The sequence below is a fragment of the Methanothrix sp. genome, assembly GCF_016706325.1.
Lineage (GTDB): Archaea > Halobacteriota > Methanosarcinia > Methanotrichales > Methanotrichaceae > Methanothrix.
This window is the reverse complement of sequence record NZ_JADJJX010000001.1, coordinates 1,280,885-1,296,213: the sequence shown is the minus strand read 5'-3', so window position 1 is coordinate 1,296,213 and position 15,329 is coordinate 1,280,885. Positions and strand designations below refer to the sequence as shown.

14 protein-coding genes are annotated in these 15,329 nt (G+C 56.3%); 7 read left to right on the top strand and 7 right to left on the bottom strand.

Going from position 1 to position 15,329, the window contains the following annotated elements; genetic code table 11:
- Window positions 1-68: 68 nt before the first annotated feature.
- The 3 genes from IPI63_RS06785 to IPI63_RS06775 all read right to left on the bottom strand — a co-directional run bounded on the left by IPI63_RS06785 (window position 69) and on the right by IPI63_RS06775 (window position 3,804).
- A complete protein-coding gene (locus tag IPI63_RS06785) occupies window positions 69-1,121 on the bottom strand; it encodes a COG1361 S-layer family protein (RefSeq protein ID WP_214065868.1) in 1,053 nt (350 codons plus the stop codon).
- Window positions 1,111-3,438 carry an RND family transporter gene (locus IPI63_RS06780; protein WP_214080284.1) on the bottom strand — a complete coding sequence of 776 codons (2,328 nt, stop codon included), beginning with the start codon at window positions 3,436-3,438 and terminating at the stop codon, window positions 1,111-1,113. Before IPI63_RS06780 ends, IPI63_RS06785 begins: the two co-directional genes overlap by 11 nt.
- A 234-nt stretch (window positions 3,439-3,672) precedes the next feature.
- Window positions 3,673-3,804 (bottom strand): pentapeptide repeat-containing protein, encoded by a 132-nt coding sequence (locus IPI63_RS06775; RefSeq protein WP_366850889.1) that lies wholly within the window; start codon window positions 3,802-3,804, stop codon window positions 3,673-3,675.
- A 171-nt stretch (window positions 3,805-3,975) separates the two neighbouring features.
- Here IPI63_RS06775 and IPI63_RS06770 point away from each other — a divergent pair, with 171 nt between their 5' ends.
- The 5 genes from IPI63_RS06770 to IPI63_RS06750 all read left to right on the top strand — a co-directional run bounded on the left by IPI63_RS06770 (window position 3,976) and on the right by IPI63_RS06750 (window position 9,521).
- Window positions 3,976-5,460, top strand: coding sequence for a mechanosensitive ion channel (locus IPI63_RS06770; RefSeq protein WP_214080283.1), 1,485 nt, complete (start codon window positions 3,976-3,978; stop codon window positions 5,458-5,460).
- A gap of 123 nt (window positions 5,461-5,583) precedes the next feature.
- Entirely contained in the window at window positions 5,584-6,867 is a 1,284-nt protein-coding gene (gene lysA, locus IPI63_RS06765; protein WP_292477579.1) for a diaminopimelate decarboxylase, read from the top strand.
- 6 nt (window positions 6,868-6,873) lie between these two features.
- Complete coding sequence (locus tag IPI63_RS06760; protein ID WP_214080282.1) at window positions 6,874-7,551, top strand: hypothetical protein; 678 nt, start codon at window positions 6,874-6,876, stop codon at window positions 7,549-7,551.
- Window positions 7,552-7,596: 45 nt separating this feature from the next.
- Window positions 7,597-8,325, top strand: a complete 729-nt coding sequence (gene sufC / locus IPI63_RS06755) for a Fe-S cluster assembly ATPase SufC (protein ID WP_366850887.1) — start codon at window positions 7,597-7,599, stop codon at window positions 8,323-8,325.
- The gene (locus tag IPI63_RS06750; RefSeq protein WP_292477574.1) at window positions 8,313-9,521 is read left to right on the top strand and encodes a SufD family Fe-S cluster assembly protein; all 1,209 of its coding nucleotides are present in this window, start codon (window positions 8,313-8,315) and stop codon (window positions 9,519-9,521) included. The genes sufC and IPI63_RS06750 overlap by 13 nt, the downstream gene beginning before the upstream one ends.
- Before the next feature lie 94 nt (window positions 9,522-9,615).
- On the opposite strand, the gene IPI63_RS06745 is transcribed toward IPI63_RS06750, so the two are convergent.
- Entirely contained in the window at window positions 9,616-10,782 is a 1,167-nt protein-coding gene (locus IPI63_RS06745; protein ID WP_292477571.1) for a hypothetical protein, read from the bottom strand.
- Window positions 10,688-11,131 carry a hypothetical protein gene (locus IPI63_RS06740; protein WP_292477569.1) on the bottom strand — a complete coding sequence of 148 codons (444 nt, stop codon included), beginning with the start codon at window positions 11,129-11,131 and terminating at the stop codon, window positions 10,688-10,690. The genes IPI63_RS06745 and IPI63_RS06740 overlap by 95 nt, the downstream gene beginning before the upstream one ends.
- Before the next feature lie 7 nt (window positions 11,132-11,138).
- Here IPI63_RS06740 and IPI63_RS06735 point away from each other — a divergent pair, with 7 nt between their 5' ends.
- Together IPI63_RS06735 and IPI63_RS06730 are read left to right on the top strand one after the other, a co-directional pair.
- A complete protein-coding gene (locus tag IPI63_RS06735) occupies window positions 11,139-11,330 on the top strand; it encodes a hypothetical protein (RefSeq protein WP_292477567.1) in 192 nt (63 codons plus the stop codon).
- A 126-nt stretch (window positions 11,331-11,456) separates the two neighbouring features.
- Window positions 11,457-11,858, top strand: coding sequence for a hypothetical protein (locus tag IPI63_RS06730; RefSeq protein ID WP_292477566.1), 402 nt, complete (start codon window positions 11,457-11,459; stop codon window positions 11,856-11,858).
- Here IPI63_RS06730 and IPI63_RS06725 read toward each other — a convergent pair.
- Together IPI63_RS06725 and pheT are read right to left on the bottom strand one after the other, a co-directional pair.
- Window positions 11,810-13,126 carry a choice-of-anchor E domain-containing protein gene (locus tag IPI63_RS06725; RefSeq protein WP_292477564.1) on the bottom strand — a complete coding sequence of 439 codons (1,317 nt, stop codon included), beginning with the start codon at window positions 13,124-13,126 and terminating at the stop codon, window positions 11,810-11,812. The two genes, IPI63_RS06730 and IPI63_RS06725, sit on opposite strands and share 49 nt — an antisense overlap.
- 544 nt (window positions 13,127-13,670) lie before the next feature.
- Entirely contained in the window at window positions 13,671-15,326 is a 1,656-nt protein-coding gene (pheT, locus tag IPI63_RS06720; RefSeq protein ID WP_292477561.1) for a phenylalanine--tRNA ligase subunit beta, read from the bottom strand.
- Window positions 15,327-15,329 lie beyond the last annotated feature (3 nt).

Sequence of the window (15,329 nt, the reverse complement as noted above, 5' to 3'; positions counted from 1 at the left end):
ATCCAGTCACCTCTTGGGAAATGGGTTCAAGGGGCCTGATACCTCTTCAGGCTCCTCCCCCGGCCCCCTCAGGGCTTCCTCTGCCTCTTGCTGTAGATATAGCCGCCCAGAACGATCAGAAGGATCAGCACCAGGGCTGCCGGCAGGAGAAGGGAGCGGGCAGCAGGCTCGACCCTGACTGGTATTTTCATGCTCTCCGAGATCACCGTCTCTCCCTTGACATCGGTATACTTGATCTCACTGCTTATGCCATAATCTTTGGGCGTGGCATCGGAATCGACATCCATCCGGAATAGGACTGTGCTCTCATCCCCAGGATCCAAAGATCCAATGAAGGCCTGATCATCAGTGGAGGAGAAGGGCTTGAAGATGGAGAGCCTGGCCACGGCATCTCGCACCGGATCCTCGCCGATATTCTTGTATGTGGCATAAATCTCCTGCCTCTTGCCCCCGGCAACAAGAGATGCAGTGGTCTTCTGGATCACAAAATCCGCCTGCCTCTTCACCCGGATGGTGATGGGCACCGTCTGGTTGGCCTTCTGATAGACATAGGAGACCCGGTAGTTGGAGAAGGTGGATGTGCCCCCTTCACTGACCAGCTTGGAGGCATAAACCCGGACGTTATCCTGATAATCATAGGTCATATTCAAGTGGAGTGGGTACTCGCCAGCAGGGGCATGCTCTCCGATCTTTATGGTGAACTTCAGAGGGGACTGGGTCTTATCCCCCGACCGGAGTGATTCGACCACCTGGGCGCCGGATTTGACATCTATCAGAGGACTCCCGGAGACGAGGGTGGTGGTGATCCCCAGCGCTGTGGGCTTCTTGTGCTCCTCCTGCAACTCTGCACTGGCCAGGGCATACTCCTTGGCATTCTGGGGTGTCTGGTCCTGCTTGAAGCCTATGATCCGGCCATAGTTGGTCAGATCGAGGAGGAGGGTGACGGTGTCTCCCCGCTCGAACTCATCTGTGCCGGAGATGCTTGCCGATATATCCGGGCTGCCGTACATAGTATAATAATTGTCACCGCCAAGCTCCAGGGGTATGTAGCTGTTCTGGGCCGACCCGGGAGCCAGGAGGATGAACATAAAGGCCAGGGCGATGGCATACTTAATTTCCATTACACCTTCTCCATCTTTGATTATTTATCAGGGCGATTGCTCTTTTCAGTTCCAGTCTTGCGTTCTCCAGCACCTCACGCTGAACCTCCATCCTTATGGCCAGGACCACGAAGACTGTGAAGGTGGTGACCAGGGCGAGGACGACCGACATCACTGTGACCACTCCGAAGTTGCTGATTATGTTGAAGGGAGAGGCGATCAGAGCGCCAAAGCCGAAGATGACCGCCATCCCCGATGCCACCAGAGCCGATCCTATGCGATTGGCAGTGATCTTCAGGGCGTCAAAGGGGTTGCCTACATTTGCCAGCTCCTCATAGAAGCGCTCCATCATAAGGATGGCGTACTCAGAGCCCACCCCCAGGACGAGAGCACCCAATGTGGCTGTGAGGGGGGTGTACTTCAGGCCGCCGTAGTACATGACCAGCCCCATCCAGCCGATCACCACCAGCATGGGCAGCACTGGCAAGAGGGCCTTGATCAGGTCCCGGTAGATCAGCAGAAGCAGGAGGAAGATCAGGAGGAGGCCGAGCAGTGACATCTCCACCCTCCCATCAGTCAGGGCGTCCATCACTGTGGTCATGAGCACTGGCTGGCCGGTGATCCGGACTGAGACTCCAGGCGGAGGGGTATGCCAGGCCAGGTCGTCCTCGTAAGACCGGACCAGCCGCTCCATCCCCTCCGTTCCCAGGTTGAGCTGGGCATTGCCTATATTAACATCGATTATCGCCAGGTTGTGGCCGCTCATGTATGCACTGCTCACGGATGCGGGCAGAGAGGCGATGATCTCCCTGGCCCGGGTGCTCTCATCGGGCAGCTCTCCTCCGTTGGCCGCTTTGATGTAGGTGGCAATGCTTGTGGCCCCATCTGTCCGATCCTCCCGCGATGTCAGCAGGTAACGGCTAAAATCATCCATCCATTTGAGGTTCTCCGGCCTGGTGACGTCATCCGCCTGGATGAGGAATTTGATCGAGTCTGTTCCCCCATAGATATCTTTCATGTGCTTCAGGTCGATCAGAGGGGGCAGATCAGAGGGGATATAGTTCTGGGAGTTCGTCTCTATGGGGACCAGAACATCAGCATAATTTCCCGCCAGGGCCAAAAGCAAAGCCAGGGCAAGCACCGTCTTCCATCTCTGGATGCTGAAGCTGGCAGTGCTCTCAATGAAAGCGCCGATCGGCGAGCCTCTCTCAGAATTTGCAGCGCTCTTCTTCCCTCTGGGGAACCTCTTTTCCGACTGATAAAGGATGGTCATATTCACAAACAGGGCTGATAGGTAGCACATGAATAGGCCGATCATGCACATCTTTCCGAAGTCCTGAGTCGAGGGAACGGTGGAGCTGAGAAGGGAGAAGAAGCCAGCCTCGGTTACCGCCAGGGCGACGAGAACCGGGATGGCCACATATTTCACAGTTCTGGCAGAGGCCTCCAGGACGCTCTTGCCTTTGGTCACCTCTTCATCCATACGGTTATGGAACTGGATGGCATAATCTATGCCAATCCCGACCATTATGGGAAAGGCGGCAAATGTGGTCATGCCCATTCGGATATGGAGGAAGCCCATGGCACCCAGAGTCCAGATGATGCCCAGCAGGACCACTGGCAAAGGGAGCAGAGGCCAGCGGACATGATTGAAAAAGAGCAGCAGGGCCACGATCATCAGCACACCACATAGGGCAAGGATCCGGCCATTGGTGTTATTCATCATCTCCACTATTGCCGCCTGAAAGGAGGGATCGCCGGTGATGGTCACGCTGTAGCCGGAGGGGAGCTCTGCCCAGTCCACAGCCCTCTCTGTCTCCACGAGAAGCTTGTTCCTCTGCCTCTCAGTCAGGGCGGAGCTGGTGGGCATGCCAATGATGACCCGGGTGTGTCCCCGATCTGGCATCAGGTGAGCGATGGAGGGGCCGGCAGCGGCCAGGATCTCGTCTATCCTCTCCTGAGAGGGGATCTGACGGATTCCCCTCCTCCTGAACTCCTCATCGGCGACCCAATCGGCCACGCTCTGCACCCCCAGGACATGCTCCACCTGGTGCATATGATCCGATAGGCGGAGGATGGCTCTCAGGACTGCATCCCGTGCCACATCATCGCCCTCGATGAGTATCATATTGCCGTCGGAGCCGAAGTTCTCCAGATAAAGATGATCGTAAAGCTGGTAGAGGGCAGAGTCCTTGGAGATGAAGGCCTCGGTGGTCATCCCCTGGCTCTCTATCTGCTGGGCGTAGTGGAAGGATGCCAGTGTCAGAAGAAATGCCGCCAGGATGATTATCGCAGGATTAGCGGTGATCCAAGCGCCCAATCGTTCCAAATTAGACATGGCAGTGAGACCCTCCATCCAGATTTTTTCGAACGAACCAAATTAACGCGATGTACTTAAACTTTGTGTCCTGCTCAGACGGATTGGCATAGATGCATACCTCGCTCATGCCGGCAAGAGCGAGATCCTGGAGTGGCGGTGCGCCTTCAAGGGCCTCCTGGCTGGGCCTTAATCAATCGCAGGAGGGGCAGGCAACAGAATCACCGGCCTGGGCCACAAGGAGCGGCTCTGGCCTCATAGCCGAAATCCAGACAGCTGACATCCAGACAGCTGACATCCAGACAGCTGACATCCAGACAGCTGACATCCAGACAGCTGACATCCAGACAGCTGGAATACAGGCAGCGGGCAGCAGGCAGCAGGCATCCCAACAGTCAACATCCAGGCAGCCAGCATCTCAAGGATGAACCTGGAATGACGGCAGTGCAGACAAATTCGCCGCCGATCATCCACCAGCCTTAAGTAAAGGTATTGCTCATTATTAATGATAGTATTTTTCCTATCCAGATTGATTTGTAGAAAAAGGAAGGTATTCCTATGACAATAAGCGATCAGATAACTCAGATCTTGGGGCCGATGAGCTCCAATATCACTATTGCCCTGATCATCCTCATTGTGGGATGGATCGTGGCCCTGGCTGTAAGCTCAACCATTGGCAAAGCGCTACGCCGCACCTCGATGGATGAAAGGATCGTCCGCATGGCATTGGGAGAGGAGAGGGCCAGGTCTATAGATTCAAATCAGTGGATCACTCGGATAATATATTATATATTATTATTCTTTGTAGTGGTGGCGTTCTTTGAGGCCTTAGGCCTTACAATGGTTGCTCAACCACTGAATGCGATGCTGACTGTGGTCTTCGCCTATATCCCCAAGCTCTTTGCTGCAATCCTGATAGCGATCGTCGCTATAGTCCTGGCCATGCTCCTCAAGAGGGTGATATTGAGAGTGCTTCGATCGGCAAAGGTGGATGAGGGGCTGGGCAGCAGGGCAGGGCTGGAGGGAAAGGAGATGCCCTTGAGCCAGACCGTTGCCGAGATCGTATTCTATCTGGTGTTGCTACTCTTTTTGCCCATGGTCCTCAATGCCCTCTCATTGGGCGGCCTTCTCGAGCCGCTACAGGTGATGATGGCCAAGATGCTGAGCTTCCTGCCCAATCTGCTTGCTGCAGCAGTGATCCTCCTTCTCGGCTGGTTTGTCGCCCGCATTGTGCAAAGGATCCTCACCAGCCTGCTGGTGGCCTTTGGCTCGGAGAGGCTGAGCGAGAGGGTGGGCCTCTCCCGGGTTTTAGGCCAGCGAGGGCTGGCCGGCTTGCTCGGCCTGATAGTCTATGCTCTGATACTGATCCCTGTCCTCATGGCTGCGCTTCAGGCCCTGGATCTGGTCTCAGTCACAGGACCCATATCCAATATGCTCAATCAGATATTAGCTGCCATCCCCTCTGTATTCGGGGCCATTTTGATCCTGGCCATCGCTTATGTGCTGGGCAAGATCGTGGCAGAGCTGGCCACAAACCTTCTGGCAGCGGCTGGATTCGACTCCATACTGGTCTGGCTGGGCCTGGGAAAGGAGCCGGCAGAGGGAGAGAAGAGCCCCTCTCAGGTGGCGGGGATCTTGGCGTTGGTGGCGATAATGCTCTTCGCCCTGATAGAGGCATCAAGAATCCTCAACTTCACCCTCATGGCCGATCTGATCTATGAGTTCATCATCTTCGCCGGGCAGGTTCTGATGGGATTGGTGATACTGGCTCTGGGCATTTACCTGGCCAATTTGGCCTATAGCACAGTGATGGCCAGCAGCAGCAGCCAGGCGAAGATACTGGCCCAGGCAGCCAGGATCTCCATATTGGTCTTCTCCGGGGCTGTGGCCCTCAGGCACATGGGGCTGGCAGATGAGATCATCAACCTCGCCTTTGGGCTGCTGCTGGGCGCTATAGCTGTGGCCATAGCCTTGGCGTTCGGACTGGGCGGAAGGGAGATCGCCGCACAGGAGATTGAGAGGTGGCTGAGGTCGCTGAGATGAGGCTTTCTGAATAGAGGGCGTGTCAGGGCACAAGGGCGGCATCGCCTGCCGCCCCATCGCTTTTTTGCGGTAAGCGGGCCGTTCATGGAAACATTTAGTAATCATGAGGAGATCATGGGATCTATGTTTGGATCCAAAGATCATCTCAGCTCTCTTGATGGCCATCTTTATATCGAGGAGGTCGATTGCTGCCGGCTGGCAGCAGAGGAGGGCACACCGCTTTATGTCACCTCTGAGAGAAGATTGCGGGAGAACATCCGCCGCTATCACAGAGCATTTCCGGATGCGGACAAATACTTTGCAGTGAAAGCCAACGGCAACCTCACCATCCTGCAGATCGCCGCCCAGGAGGGAATGGGGGCGGACGTATTCTCTGCCGGGGAGCTCTCCTTGGTCAGGATGGCAGGCATTCCCAGGGATATGATCCTCTTCAACGGCAACTCCAAAAGCGAGCTGGATCATGCTGCCGCCCTCCGGGCAGGGGTTCGCATATCAATGGACTCCAATGAGGAGCTGGAGCACCTGGCCCGGACCGCCTGCGAGCTGGGCCTGGAGGGGGAGATACTCTTCCGGGTCAACCCCGATGTATCGCCAAAGACCCATCCCAAGATCGCCACCGGCCTGAGATCCTCAAAGTTCGGCATCTCTGCAGAGGAGGTGGCAGGGGCCTATCAGAGGGCAATGGATCTGGAGGGCATAAGGCCGGTGGGACTGCACTGCCATATAGGCTCCCAGATTCTGCAGACCGCCCCCTTCGCCGAGGCGGCGGAGAGGATGATGGACATTCTGCGGGAGGTGACGGCAAAGGGGGGAGAGGTGGAAAGGATAGACCTGGGAGGAGGCCTGGGGATCCAGTACCATCCAGATGTCCCCGCCCCCTCGCCCTCGGATCTGGCCCAGGCCATCCTGCCAGTGATCGAGGATGGCTGCCGGGATCTGGGGATATCCCCCCGCCTCATACTGGAGCCGGGCAGGAGCATAGTGGCGGATAGCACCATTATGCTCACGAGGGTCAATGTGGTCAAGAGGGCTGCTGTCAACTTCGCCGCCGTTGATGCCGGCTTCAATGCTCTCGCCCGGCCCATGTTATATGACTCCTATCATCATATCCTGCCGGTCGATCATGCAGAGGAGCGGGAAGAGATGATCTACACCATCGTCGGCCCGATCTGCGAGAGCGGCGATATTCTGGCCCGGGACCGCCCTCTGCCCCGCCTGGTGAGGGGGGATATCCTGGCCTTCCTGGACGCCGGTGCCTATGGCTTCTCCATGGCCTCTCAGTACAATGGCCAGCCGAGGCCAGCAGAGATCCTGGTCTCTGGGGATGACTGGGAGGTCATCCGCCGCAGAGAGGATGCAAGCGCCCTGTTGGCCGGGCAGACCATCCCCCCCCGGCTGATGTGGTAGAGGATTATGAGCGACGATCTGCTGGCTGCTGTGGATAGGATAAAGGGGCTGATTGTGCCCCTGCTGCAGGGCCAATCCGCTGCGGAGCTGGGCCGGGTCCTGGTCTATGTGCAGTCAGTGCCCCGGAGCCTGGATGCCTCTCGCGCTGCCCTGAGGGCCTTGGAGGAGAAGGAAGGAGAAGAGACTGATCCTGACCGGGATGAGCAGGAGAGGAGAAAGAAGAGAGCAGCCATAGAGCAGGCTTGCCGGAGGGGGGTGCAAAACTCCCTCTCCTTTGCCCGCCGCAACCTGGACTCTGCCCGTATGCAGGCCCTGGAGGCGCTGGTGTACCGCCCCCGCCTGGCCCGCAAGGCCGATCTGGAGAGGAGGGCTCTCGCTCTGCAAAAGAGCCTTGACAGGATGGAGGATCCCGCCCCGGCGATGCTTGAGCATTATGCAGGCAGCTCCGATCCACTGAACAAGTATCTGTTGGCTGGGCCATGGGGACACGAGTACCTGCAGAGGAGGAAGATCGATACAGAGGAGTACGACACCGCTCTCTGCCGGCTATTGGGCTGGCGGGAGAAAGAGGGGGGCGGAGTGGTGATGAGCTACGCCCCCCTCCGCCGGGCGATAGATGAGCTGGAGGCAGTGGCCCAATGCACCCTGGATCCAATCCCAGGGCCCGATGGCAGCAAAAGATAATATAAGCCCTGAGCCAGACCTAACAGGTAATTGGAGGTGATGCGGCTGCTGGAGATTGAAGATCTGTCGGTCAGCATCGGCAGTAAACAGGTTCTGAAGGACTTAAACCTTAGGATAAACAGTGGCGAGACCCATGCCCTCTTCGGCCCCAATGGGACGGGAAAGACCACTCTCTTGAATGTCATAGCCGGCATTCCCAGGTATACCGTCGACAAAGGACGAATCATATTCAAAGGAAAAGATATCACCCATATGTCCATGGATGAGCGGGCCCGCCTGGGCATCGGGATGGCCTTTCAGCGCCCTCCGGCCGTCCGCGGCCTGAGGCTCAAGGATCTGATCAAGATCATCAATCCCCAGGCAGACATCAGCACCATTCTCAAGAGCATGGACTTTGAGGCCTTCGCGGAGAGGGATGTCAACCGCGGGTTCTCGGGGGGAGAGATCAAGCGCTCGGAGATGGTCCAGCTCCTCGCCCAGCAGCCGGACCTGGTGATGCTTGATGAGCCCGACTCGGGGGTGGATCTGGAGAACATCAAGCTCATCGGTGATGTCATAAACCAGCTCACTCAGAAGGATCAGCGCCCAAGCCAACGGACCAAATCCGGGATCATCATCACTCACTTCGGCCATATCTTGAATTATATGAAGGCGGACCGGGCCCATGTCATGCTGGGGGGAGCTATCGTCTGCAGCGGAGATCCAGGGGAGATCTTGGAGCAGATCAAGAGAAGTGGATATGAGGGCTGTGTGGGGTGTGTATGTCAGGCATAGAGGAGAAGGCACGCCGGGCGCGGGATAAGAAGGCGCTCTACGGCACCGATGTGGACCTGGATAGCTACCAGTCCGAGGCCAAGCCTCAGAGCATAGTCGATGATGCTGAGGACCTGCCCAATACAGTAAAGAAGGCGGCTCTGGACGTGGGTGTGACCCTGGACGATGAGAGCTCTGGGGCTTATGTGCAGATGGATCAGACCCCGGTGGTGGCCAAATCACTGCACGAAGGGGTGGAGATCATGGACATTGCCTCCGCCCTGAAGAAGTATGACTTCCTGCAGGACTACTGGTGGAAGCTGGTGGCGGCGGATGCAGACAAATACACTGCAGATGTGGCTGAAGCTCCGCCGACAGGCTTTTTCATCCGCGCCAGGAAGGGCATGAAGACCGTCTTCCCGGTCAAGAGCTGCCTGTATCTGGGCTCCACCAACCTCAACCAGCGGGTCCATAACATCGTCATCGCCGAGGAGGGCTCTGAGCTGCATGTCATCACCGGCTGCACTACACCCTCTCATGTTCAAAGGGGGCTGCATATAGGGGTCTCAGAGTACTACATCCAAAAAAACGCCAAGGTTAGCTTCACCATGGTGCATAGCTGGGGAAAGGAGGTGGAGGTACGCCCCAGGACCGGAGTGACCATCGCTGAAGGCGGGTCCATGTACAACAACTACATCATGCTCCGCCCGGTCAAGACCCTGCAGACCTTCCCCACTGCAACCCTCGCCGGCCGGGGTGCAGTGGCCAGCTTCAATACAGTGATCTACTCCACTATGGGCAATATCGATGTGGGGAGCGATGTATTCCTGAATGCCCCTGAGACCAGCGCCGAGTCCATCTCCCGGGTAATCTGCATGGGGGGAGATGTGATCGCCCGGGGGAGGATGACGGGCAATGTCCCCGGAGCGCGCGCCCATCTGGAGTGTGCGGGCCTTCTCCTCTCCAATGAGGGGCGGATCTACTCCATACCGGAGCTTGATGGCCATTGTCGGGATCTGGATATGTCCCATGAGGCAGCAGTGGGCAGAATCTCCGAGGAGGAGCTGGAGTATCTGATGGCCCGAGGCCTCTCCTCTGAGCAGGCCACAAGCGTCATCGTTCGCGGCTTTTTGGATGTGGAGATCAAGGGGCTGCCCGAGGATCTGAAAAAAGAGATAAAGGATATCACCTCACGGGAGGATCTGAAGGGGGCGTAATCACCCCCTCAGTCCAACTTCAATCACCTGGCTCTTTTTTTGTTTTTATAAAAAAAAAATCAGAGTTGGAGCAGGATGGTGCTCCTCACTCTGTTCAGCAGAAGCCGGAGCATCCACAAGCTCCGCAGCCGCAGTTATAGTCCAGGACCAGCCTCCCTGTATCTGTGGAAGAGCAGGTTTTGCTTGCATCTTCACAGACAACGCTATACTCATACGGGCCAGGAGTATTCCAATTGATACTGGATGGAAGGACTAGATTGAAGCTCTTGCAGTCACCTGTGCATCCTCCACCAGCAGACATCACCTTGTTCTTCACTTGCGGCAGGTATTGAGGGAGGCTGTAGTCTTTGCAGACCAAGACGCCACCTCTTTCAATGCAGACCATAGGCAGGCATATATCCGGTGCATAGGCAGAACAATCGCAGCCACAGCCTGGTATTTGGGTGTGGACGCATATGCCATCGATGCACTCATCAATGGTGCATGGATCGCCATCATCGCAATCGATGGCCGTGTGGATGCAGCCCTCTATTGGATCGCAGCTATCAATGGTGCAGGGATCTTTGTCATCACAATCCAGGGGAGTGCCGGGCAAGCAGCCTGAGGCTGGATCACAGACCTCGATGCCGTTGCAGACATCATAGTCATCGCAGAAGTCGTCATCAGGACTGTGCTCGCATTCGTCGGTCTCCTCGTTGCAGAAGTCTATGGTGCACTCGATGTTGTCATTGCAGTCGGGCGGCGTGCCGGGCTGACAGCCCTTGACTGGATCACAGGTCTCAGCGCCATTGCACCACAGTCCGTCGTCGCACTTGCTGTCATCAGGACTGTGCTCGCACTCGTCGGTCTCCTCGTTGCAGAAGTCTATGGTACAATCGATGCCATCACTGCAGTCAGGGCGTGCCGGGCTGACAGCCCTTGACTGGATCACAAGTCTCAGCGCCATTGCACCACAGTCCGTCGTCGCACTTGCTGTCATCAGGACTGTGCTCGCATTCGTCGGTCTCCTCGTTGCAGAAGTCTTGGTACAATCGATGCCATCACTGCAGTCGAGCGGCGTGCCGGGCTGACAGCCCTTGACTGGATCACAGGTCTCAGCGCCATTGCACCACAGTCCGTCGTCGCACTTGCTGTCATCAGGACTGTGCTCGCATTCGTCGGTCTCCTCATTGCAGAAGTCTGGTGCACTCGATGTTGTCATTGCAGTCGGGCGGCGTGCCGGGCTGACAGCCCTTGACTGGATCACAGGTCTCAGCGCCATTGCACCACAGTCCGTCGTCGCACTTGCTGTCATCAGGACTGTGCTCGCACTCGTCGGTCTCCTCATTGCAGAAGTCTATGGTGCACTCGATGTTGTCATTGCAGTCGGGCGGCGTGCCGGGCTGACAGCCCTTGACTGGATCACAGGTCTCAGCGCCATTGCACCACAGTCCGTCGTCGCACTTGCTGTCATCAGGACTGTGCTCGCACTCGTCGGTCTCTTCATTGCATGAGTCTATGGTACAGTCGATGCCTTCACCCCAGTCGGGCTGCGTGCCGGGCTGGCATCCCTTAACTGGATCACAGGTCTCAGCGCCATTGCACCAGTCCGTCGTCGCACTTGCTGTCATCAGGACTGTGCTCGCACTCGTCGGTCTCCTCGTTGCAGAAGTCTATGGTACAATCGATGCCATCACTGCAGTCGGGCGGCGTGCCGGGCTGACAGCCCTTGACTGGATCACAGGTCTCAGCGCCATTGCACCACAGTCCGTCGTCGCACTTGCTGTCATCAGGACTGTGCTCGCACTCGTCAGTCTCCTCGTTGCATGAGTCTATGGTACAATCGATGCCATCACTGCAGTCTGGTGCCGTCCCTGGCTGACATCCCTTGGTTGGATCACAGGTCTCAGCGCCATTGCACCACAGTCCGTCGTCGCACTTGCTGTCATCAGGACTGTGCTCGCACTCGTCGGTCTCCTCGTTGCAGAAGTCTATGGTACAATCGATGCCATCACTGCAGTCGGGCGGCGTGCCGGGCTGACAGCCCTTGACTGGATCACAGGTCTCAGCGCCATTGCACCACAGTCCGTCGTCGCACTTGCTGTCATCAGGACTGTGCTCGCATTCGTCGGTCTCCTCATTGCAGAAGTCTATGGTGCACTCGATGTTGTCATTGCAGTCGGGCGGCGTGCCGGGCTGACAGCCCTTGACTGGATCGCAGGTCTCAGCGCCATTGCACCACAGTCCGTCGTCGCACTTGCTGTCATCAGGACTGTGCTCGCACTCGTCGGTCTCCTCATTGCAGAAGTCTATGGTGCACTCGATGTTGTCATTGCAGTCGGCGGCGTGCCGGGCTGACAGCCCTTGACTGGATCACAGGTCTCAGCGCCATTGCACCACAGTCCGTCGTCGCACTTGCTGTCATCAGGACTGTGCTCGCACTCGTCGGTCTCCTCGTTGCAGAAGTCTATGGTACACTCGATGTTGTCATTGCAGTCGGGCGGCGTGCCGAGCAGACAACCTTCAACCGGGTCGCAGGTCTCAGCGCCATTGCAGAATATGCCGTCGTCGCACTTGCTGTCATCAGGACGGTGCTCGCACCTGTCAGTCTCCTCATTGCAGAAGTCTATGGTACACTCGATGTTGTCATTGCAGTCGGGCGGCGTGCCGGGCAGACAACCTTCAACCGGGTCGCAGGTCTCAGCGCCATTGCAGAATATGCCGTCATCACACTTGCTGTCATCAGGACGGTGCTCGCACCTGTCAGTCTCCTCATTGCAGAAGTCTATGGTACACTCGATGCCGTCATTGCAGTCGGGCGGCGTGCCGGGCTGACAGCCCTTGGCAGGATCACAGGTCTCAGCGCCATTGCACCACAGTCCGTCGTCGCACTTGCTGTCATCAGCACGGTGCTCGCACCTGTCGGTCTCCTCATTGCAGAAGTCTATGGTACACTCGATGCCATCACTGCAGTCGGGTGGCGTGCCGGGCAGACAGATCAGACCATTGGAGGTCTCTATACCATTGCACCACAGACCATCATCACACGATTCATAGTAGTAAGTGACGCAAATAGTCTCATTGGCAAAGGTTCGTACCCTTTGATCAAAGCTGGAGCTCCCAGCAACATCGGTGATTCCTTTAGCAATTACTCTGAATTCCACCTTGCCTGGGCCGATCCAATTCTCCAGATCATTATAGGTTCTTTCATCTTTAACGCATTCTTTGATGAAGAAGCTGAAGGAATCATCTCCTTTAAAGTCGGGTTCCTCATCCAAATCCGCCGAAAGACAAAACTGATTGGTTTTCTCCGGAAGGGAGAGGACGAAATCCTTTCCATCCGGCATGGCCGCAGAAAGCCATGCGTTGGTGACTACAGTCCAGCATTGTGGCTCTGAATCCTCGCTATCCAGCATGAAGAGCTGAGAGGCACAGGCGTCTGCGCTGACCTTGACCCCCTTTAAAACCCCCAAACTCGGATCGAATTTGTCCACGGATAGCGTTCTGTTCCAATCTGTGGTCTTATTGCTGAATTCAGCACAATCGGGCGAGTATTCCAGAGCTGATGCCGATAAGCCAAATATCAGCCCTACTAAGACCACCAGTAACATCAACTTATCTCTCATTATCGACCGCCTCTTTTGCCAAGAGCCAATAGGGCTCGCCTATACTATCAAATGATTTTAATCATGAACTCTAGATCTCTTAAGAGAATGTGGCAGAGATGCTCCTCTTGAAGGAAGATCTGTTGAGAGGAGATGATCTCATCAGGGATGAGACAATACCCTCTAGCTGTTCCATGTAACGAGGATAGTGCTTCAGTCTGAAAAATCTAAAGATTAATATATAGCATTGCATTTCATTTAGGCCCCTGATTACACATAAGATGAGATGAGCAAAATAAAACGACAAGCAATATTGGCGGATTGATTAAATTCATATTCATGATATACTTATATTGAGACTATTGAGATTTAAACTAATACTAAAATCAAAACAGTATTTCTAATCAGTATCAAACATCTTATCAACTTAGCACAGGATGCAGCGTTCGTGTCTATGTGTCACTGCTCGAGGCGGCGGTTCAATAATTCTTATAATTCTTAATAAAAAAGGCATGCGAGTGGGAATATGAGGGAGAAGGGGGCGAGAGAAGAAGAAGGAGAAGCTCTAAAGCTCCAGCTCCCCCAACTCAATCTCCAGTCCCACCACCGGCTGCTCCAGTCCGAAGTTGCGCAAGAGCACAGGGTGTAGCTCACCAAAGCAGCCCATCCGCTCACCGCCGGCGAAGAGGTCCCCTCCCCTGCCCGGCATGAATGCCCCATCCTCAGTGGGGGCGATCTTTACCCTCGCCTTCAGATCCATCTCCCTTAAGACGGCATCCACCACTGATCTGATCTCAGAGAAATTCGCCCTGCTGTCAATGGATGCTGCTGCCAGATGCATTCTGGTCTTCTTCTCCAGCACTACATCCCCAACGGCGAATATCCTCTGAGGAAGGGGATGATGCTGATTGAGGGTGAAGATCTCCAGAAGGGAGCTGAGAAGCGAGGTGCGGAGGATGGTATGAAGCTCGCTTATGGGATGAAGAACCCGTACAGCGCCCGCCACCTCCGGAGCATTGGGCCGGCGCATCCACTGAAAGTGCGCCTTCTCATTGGTCAGGGTGAAGGGCATGGTCTCCAGATACCCCAGGCCCGCCATTATCTCCCGGATCTCTCCCTTGAGCCACTCAGAGGGATGAGCTCGGCCCACAGTCACCGTCTGGGGAAGGCGAGCTATCAGATTGTCATAGCCATATGCAATAGCTGCATCCTCGAAGATATCCCAGGAGTGCATAATGTCCGCCCGATAGGCTGGAACCTGCACCAGTACCATCTCATCCCCTCCCTCCCCGCCGGCAGTGCTGGCTCCAAATCGCATCCTCTGCAGGCATTCGGCCAGCTCTGCGCCCGTCAGCCCGAACCCTATCAGCCGGTTGGCCTCCTCCGCCCGCACCCTCCAAGGAGTGGGAGAGAGGTCAGGGCTGATATGATCGCCCTCGTCCCCCTTGATCAGAACCCCCTCGATCCTCCCTCCCCTCTCCGCCAGGGAGCTGACAACGATGTTCAGGGCCTTGTGGACCATGGGGTCGGTCCCAGTGACATCGATGAAGAGGTCTTCAGTCTCCTCGGTGACAGAGGTCAGCTCGCCATTGATGATCGGCGGGAAGGAGAGAACCTGATCATCGGCATCCACAATCAGGGGATAGACCGGGCAGCCCTTCAGGATATGGCCGTACTCCCTCCCCTTGGGATGCAGCTGCAAGATCTCCTCCATGCTCATCTCCTCGCTGAAATCCAGGGGGATGAACCTTCGCTGCGGGCTCTCCCCGAAGTAGCGGAAGGGGGGCCTGACCCTCGATATGTCATGCACCCCTATGGCCACCTTCCTCCGGTTCCTGCCCAGACCCCAGTGCAGGTCTTCTTGAAGCCCCATCAGTGACTCGATGGCCTCATTGGTGAACTCCAGCCCGCGGACAACAGCGCAGCCGATGAGAGGGCGCACCGGCTTGACTGACTCCTCCACCTGCAGGGTCACAGAGCCCGGGGAGACATTGTAGCTGACCAGCCCGGTCTTGATCCCCAAAAAGCCCTGCATCGCTCTGGCCACCCCCTCCGGGCTGTAGAGGTCGGGGCGGTCGGGGAAGAACTCCACATCCACATAATCCTCCTCCTCCCTCTTTCCTATGTCCGCACCCATCATGGCCAGCCTGCTCATGATCGTCTCCCGGGAGGCGCCAATCAGCCCCTCCATATCCTGATAATAAAGCCTGACAACGGGCATAAT

Bases quoted from the DNA above. Each gene is read 5' to 3' on its own strand.
- lysA (WP_292477579.1), top strand. From the start codon at position 5,584: ATGTTTGGATCCAAAGATCATCTCAGCTCTCTTGATGGCCATCTTTAT.
- IPI63_RS06785 (WP_214065868.1), bottom strand. From the start codon at position 1,121: ATGGAAATTAAGTATGCCATCGCCCTGGCCTTTATGTTCATCCTCCTG.
- IPI63_RS06740 (WP_292477569.1), bottom strand. From the start codon at position 11,131: ATGACAGCAAGTGCGACGACGGACTGGTGCAATGGCGCTGAGACCTGT.
- IPI63_RS06775 (WP_366850889.1), bottom strand. From the start codon at position 3,804: ATGCCTGCTGCCTGCTGCCCGCTGCCTGTATTCCAGCTGTCTGGATGT.
- IPI63_RS06750 (WP_292477574.1), top strand. From the start codon at position 8,313: ATGTCAGGCATAGAGGAGAAGGCACGCCGGGCGCGGGATAAGAAGGCG.
- IPI63_RS06770 (WP_214080283.1), top strand. From the start codon at position 3,976: ATGACAATAAGCGATCAGATAACTCAGATCTTGGGGCCGATGAGCTCC.
- IPI63_RS06745 (WP_292477571.1), bottom strand. From the start codon at position 10,782: ATGGCGCTGAGACCTGTGATCCAGTCAAGGGCTGTCAGCCCGGCACGC.
- IPI63_RS06725 (WP_292477564.1), bottom strand. From the start codon at position 13,126: ATGAGAGATAAGTTGATGTTACTGGTGGTCTTAGTAGGGCTGATATTT.
- pheT (WP_292477561.1), bottom strand. From the start codon at position 15,326: ATGCCCGTTGTCAGGCTTTATTATCAGGATATGGAGGGGCTGATTGGC.
- IPI63_RS06760 (WP_214080282.1), top strand. From the start codon at position 6,874: ATGAGCGACGATCTGCTGGCTGCTGTGGATAGGATAAAGGGGCTGATT.
- IPI63_RS06780 (WP_214080284.1), bottom strand. From the start codon at position 3,438: ATGTCTAATTTGGAACGATTGGGCGCTTGGATCACCGCTAATCCTGCG.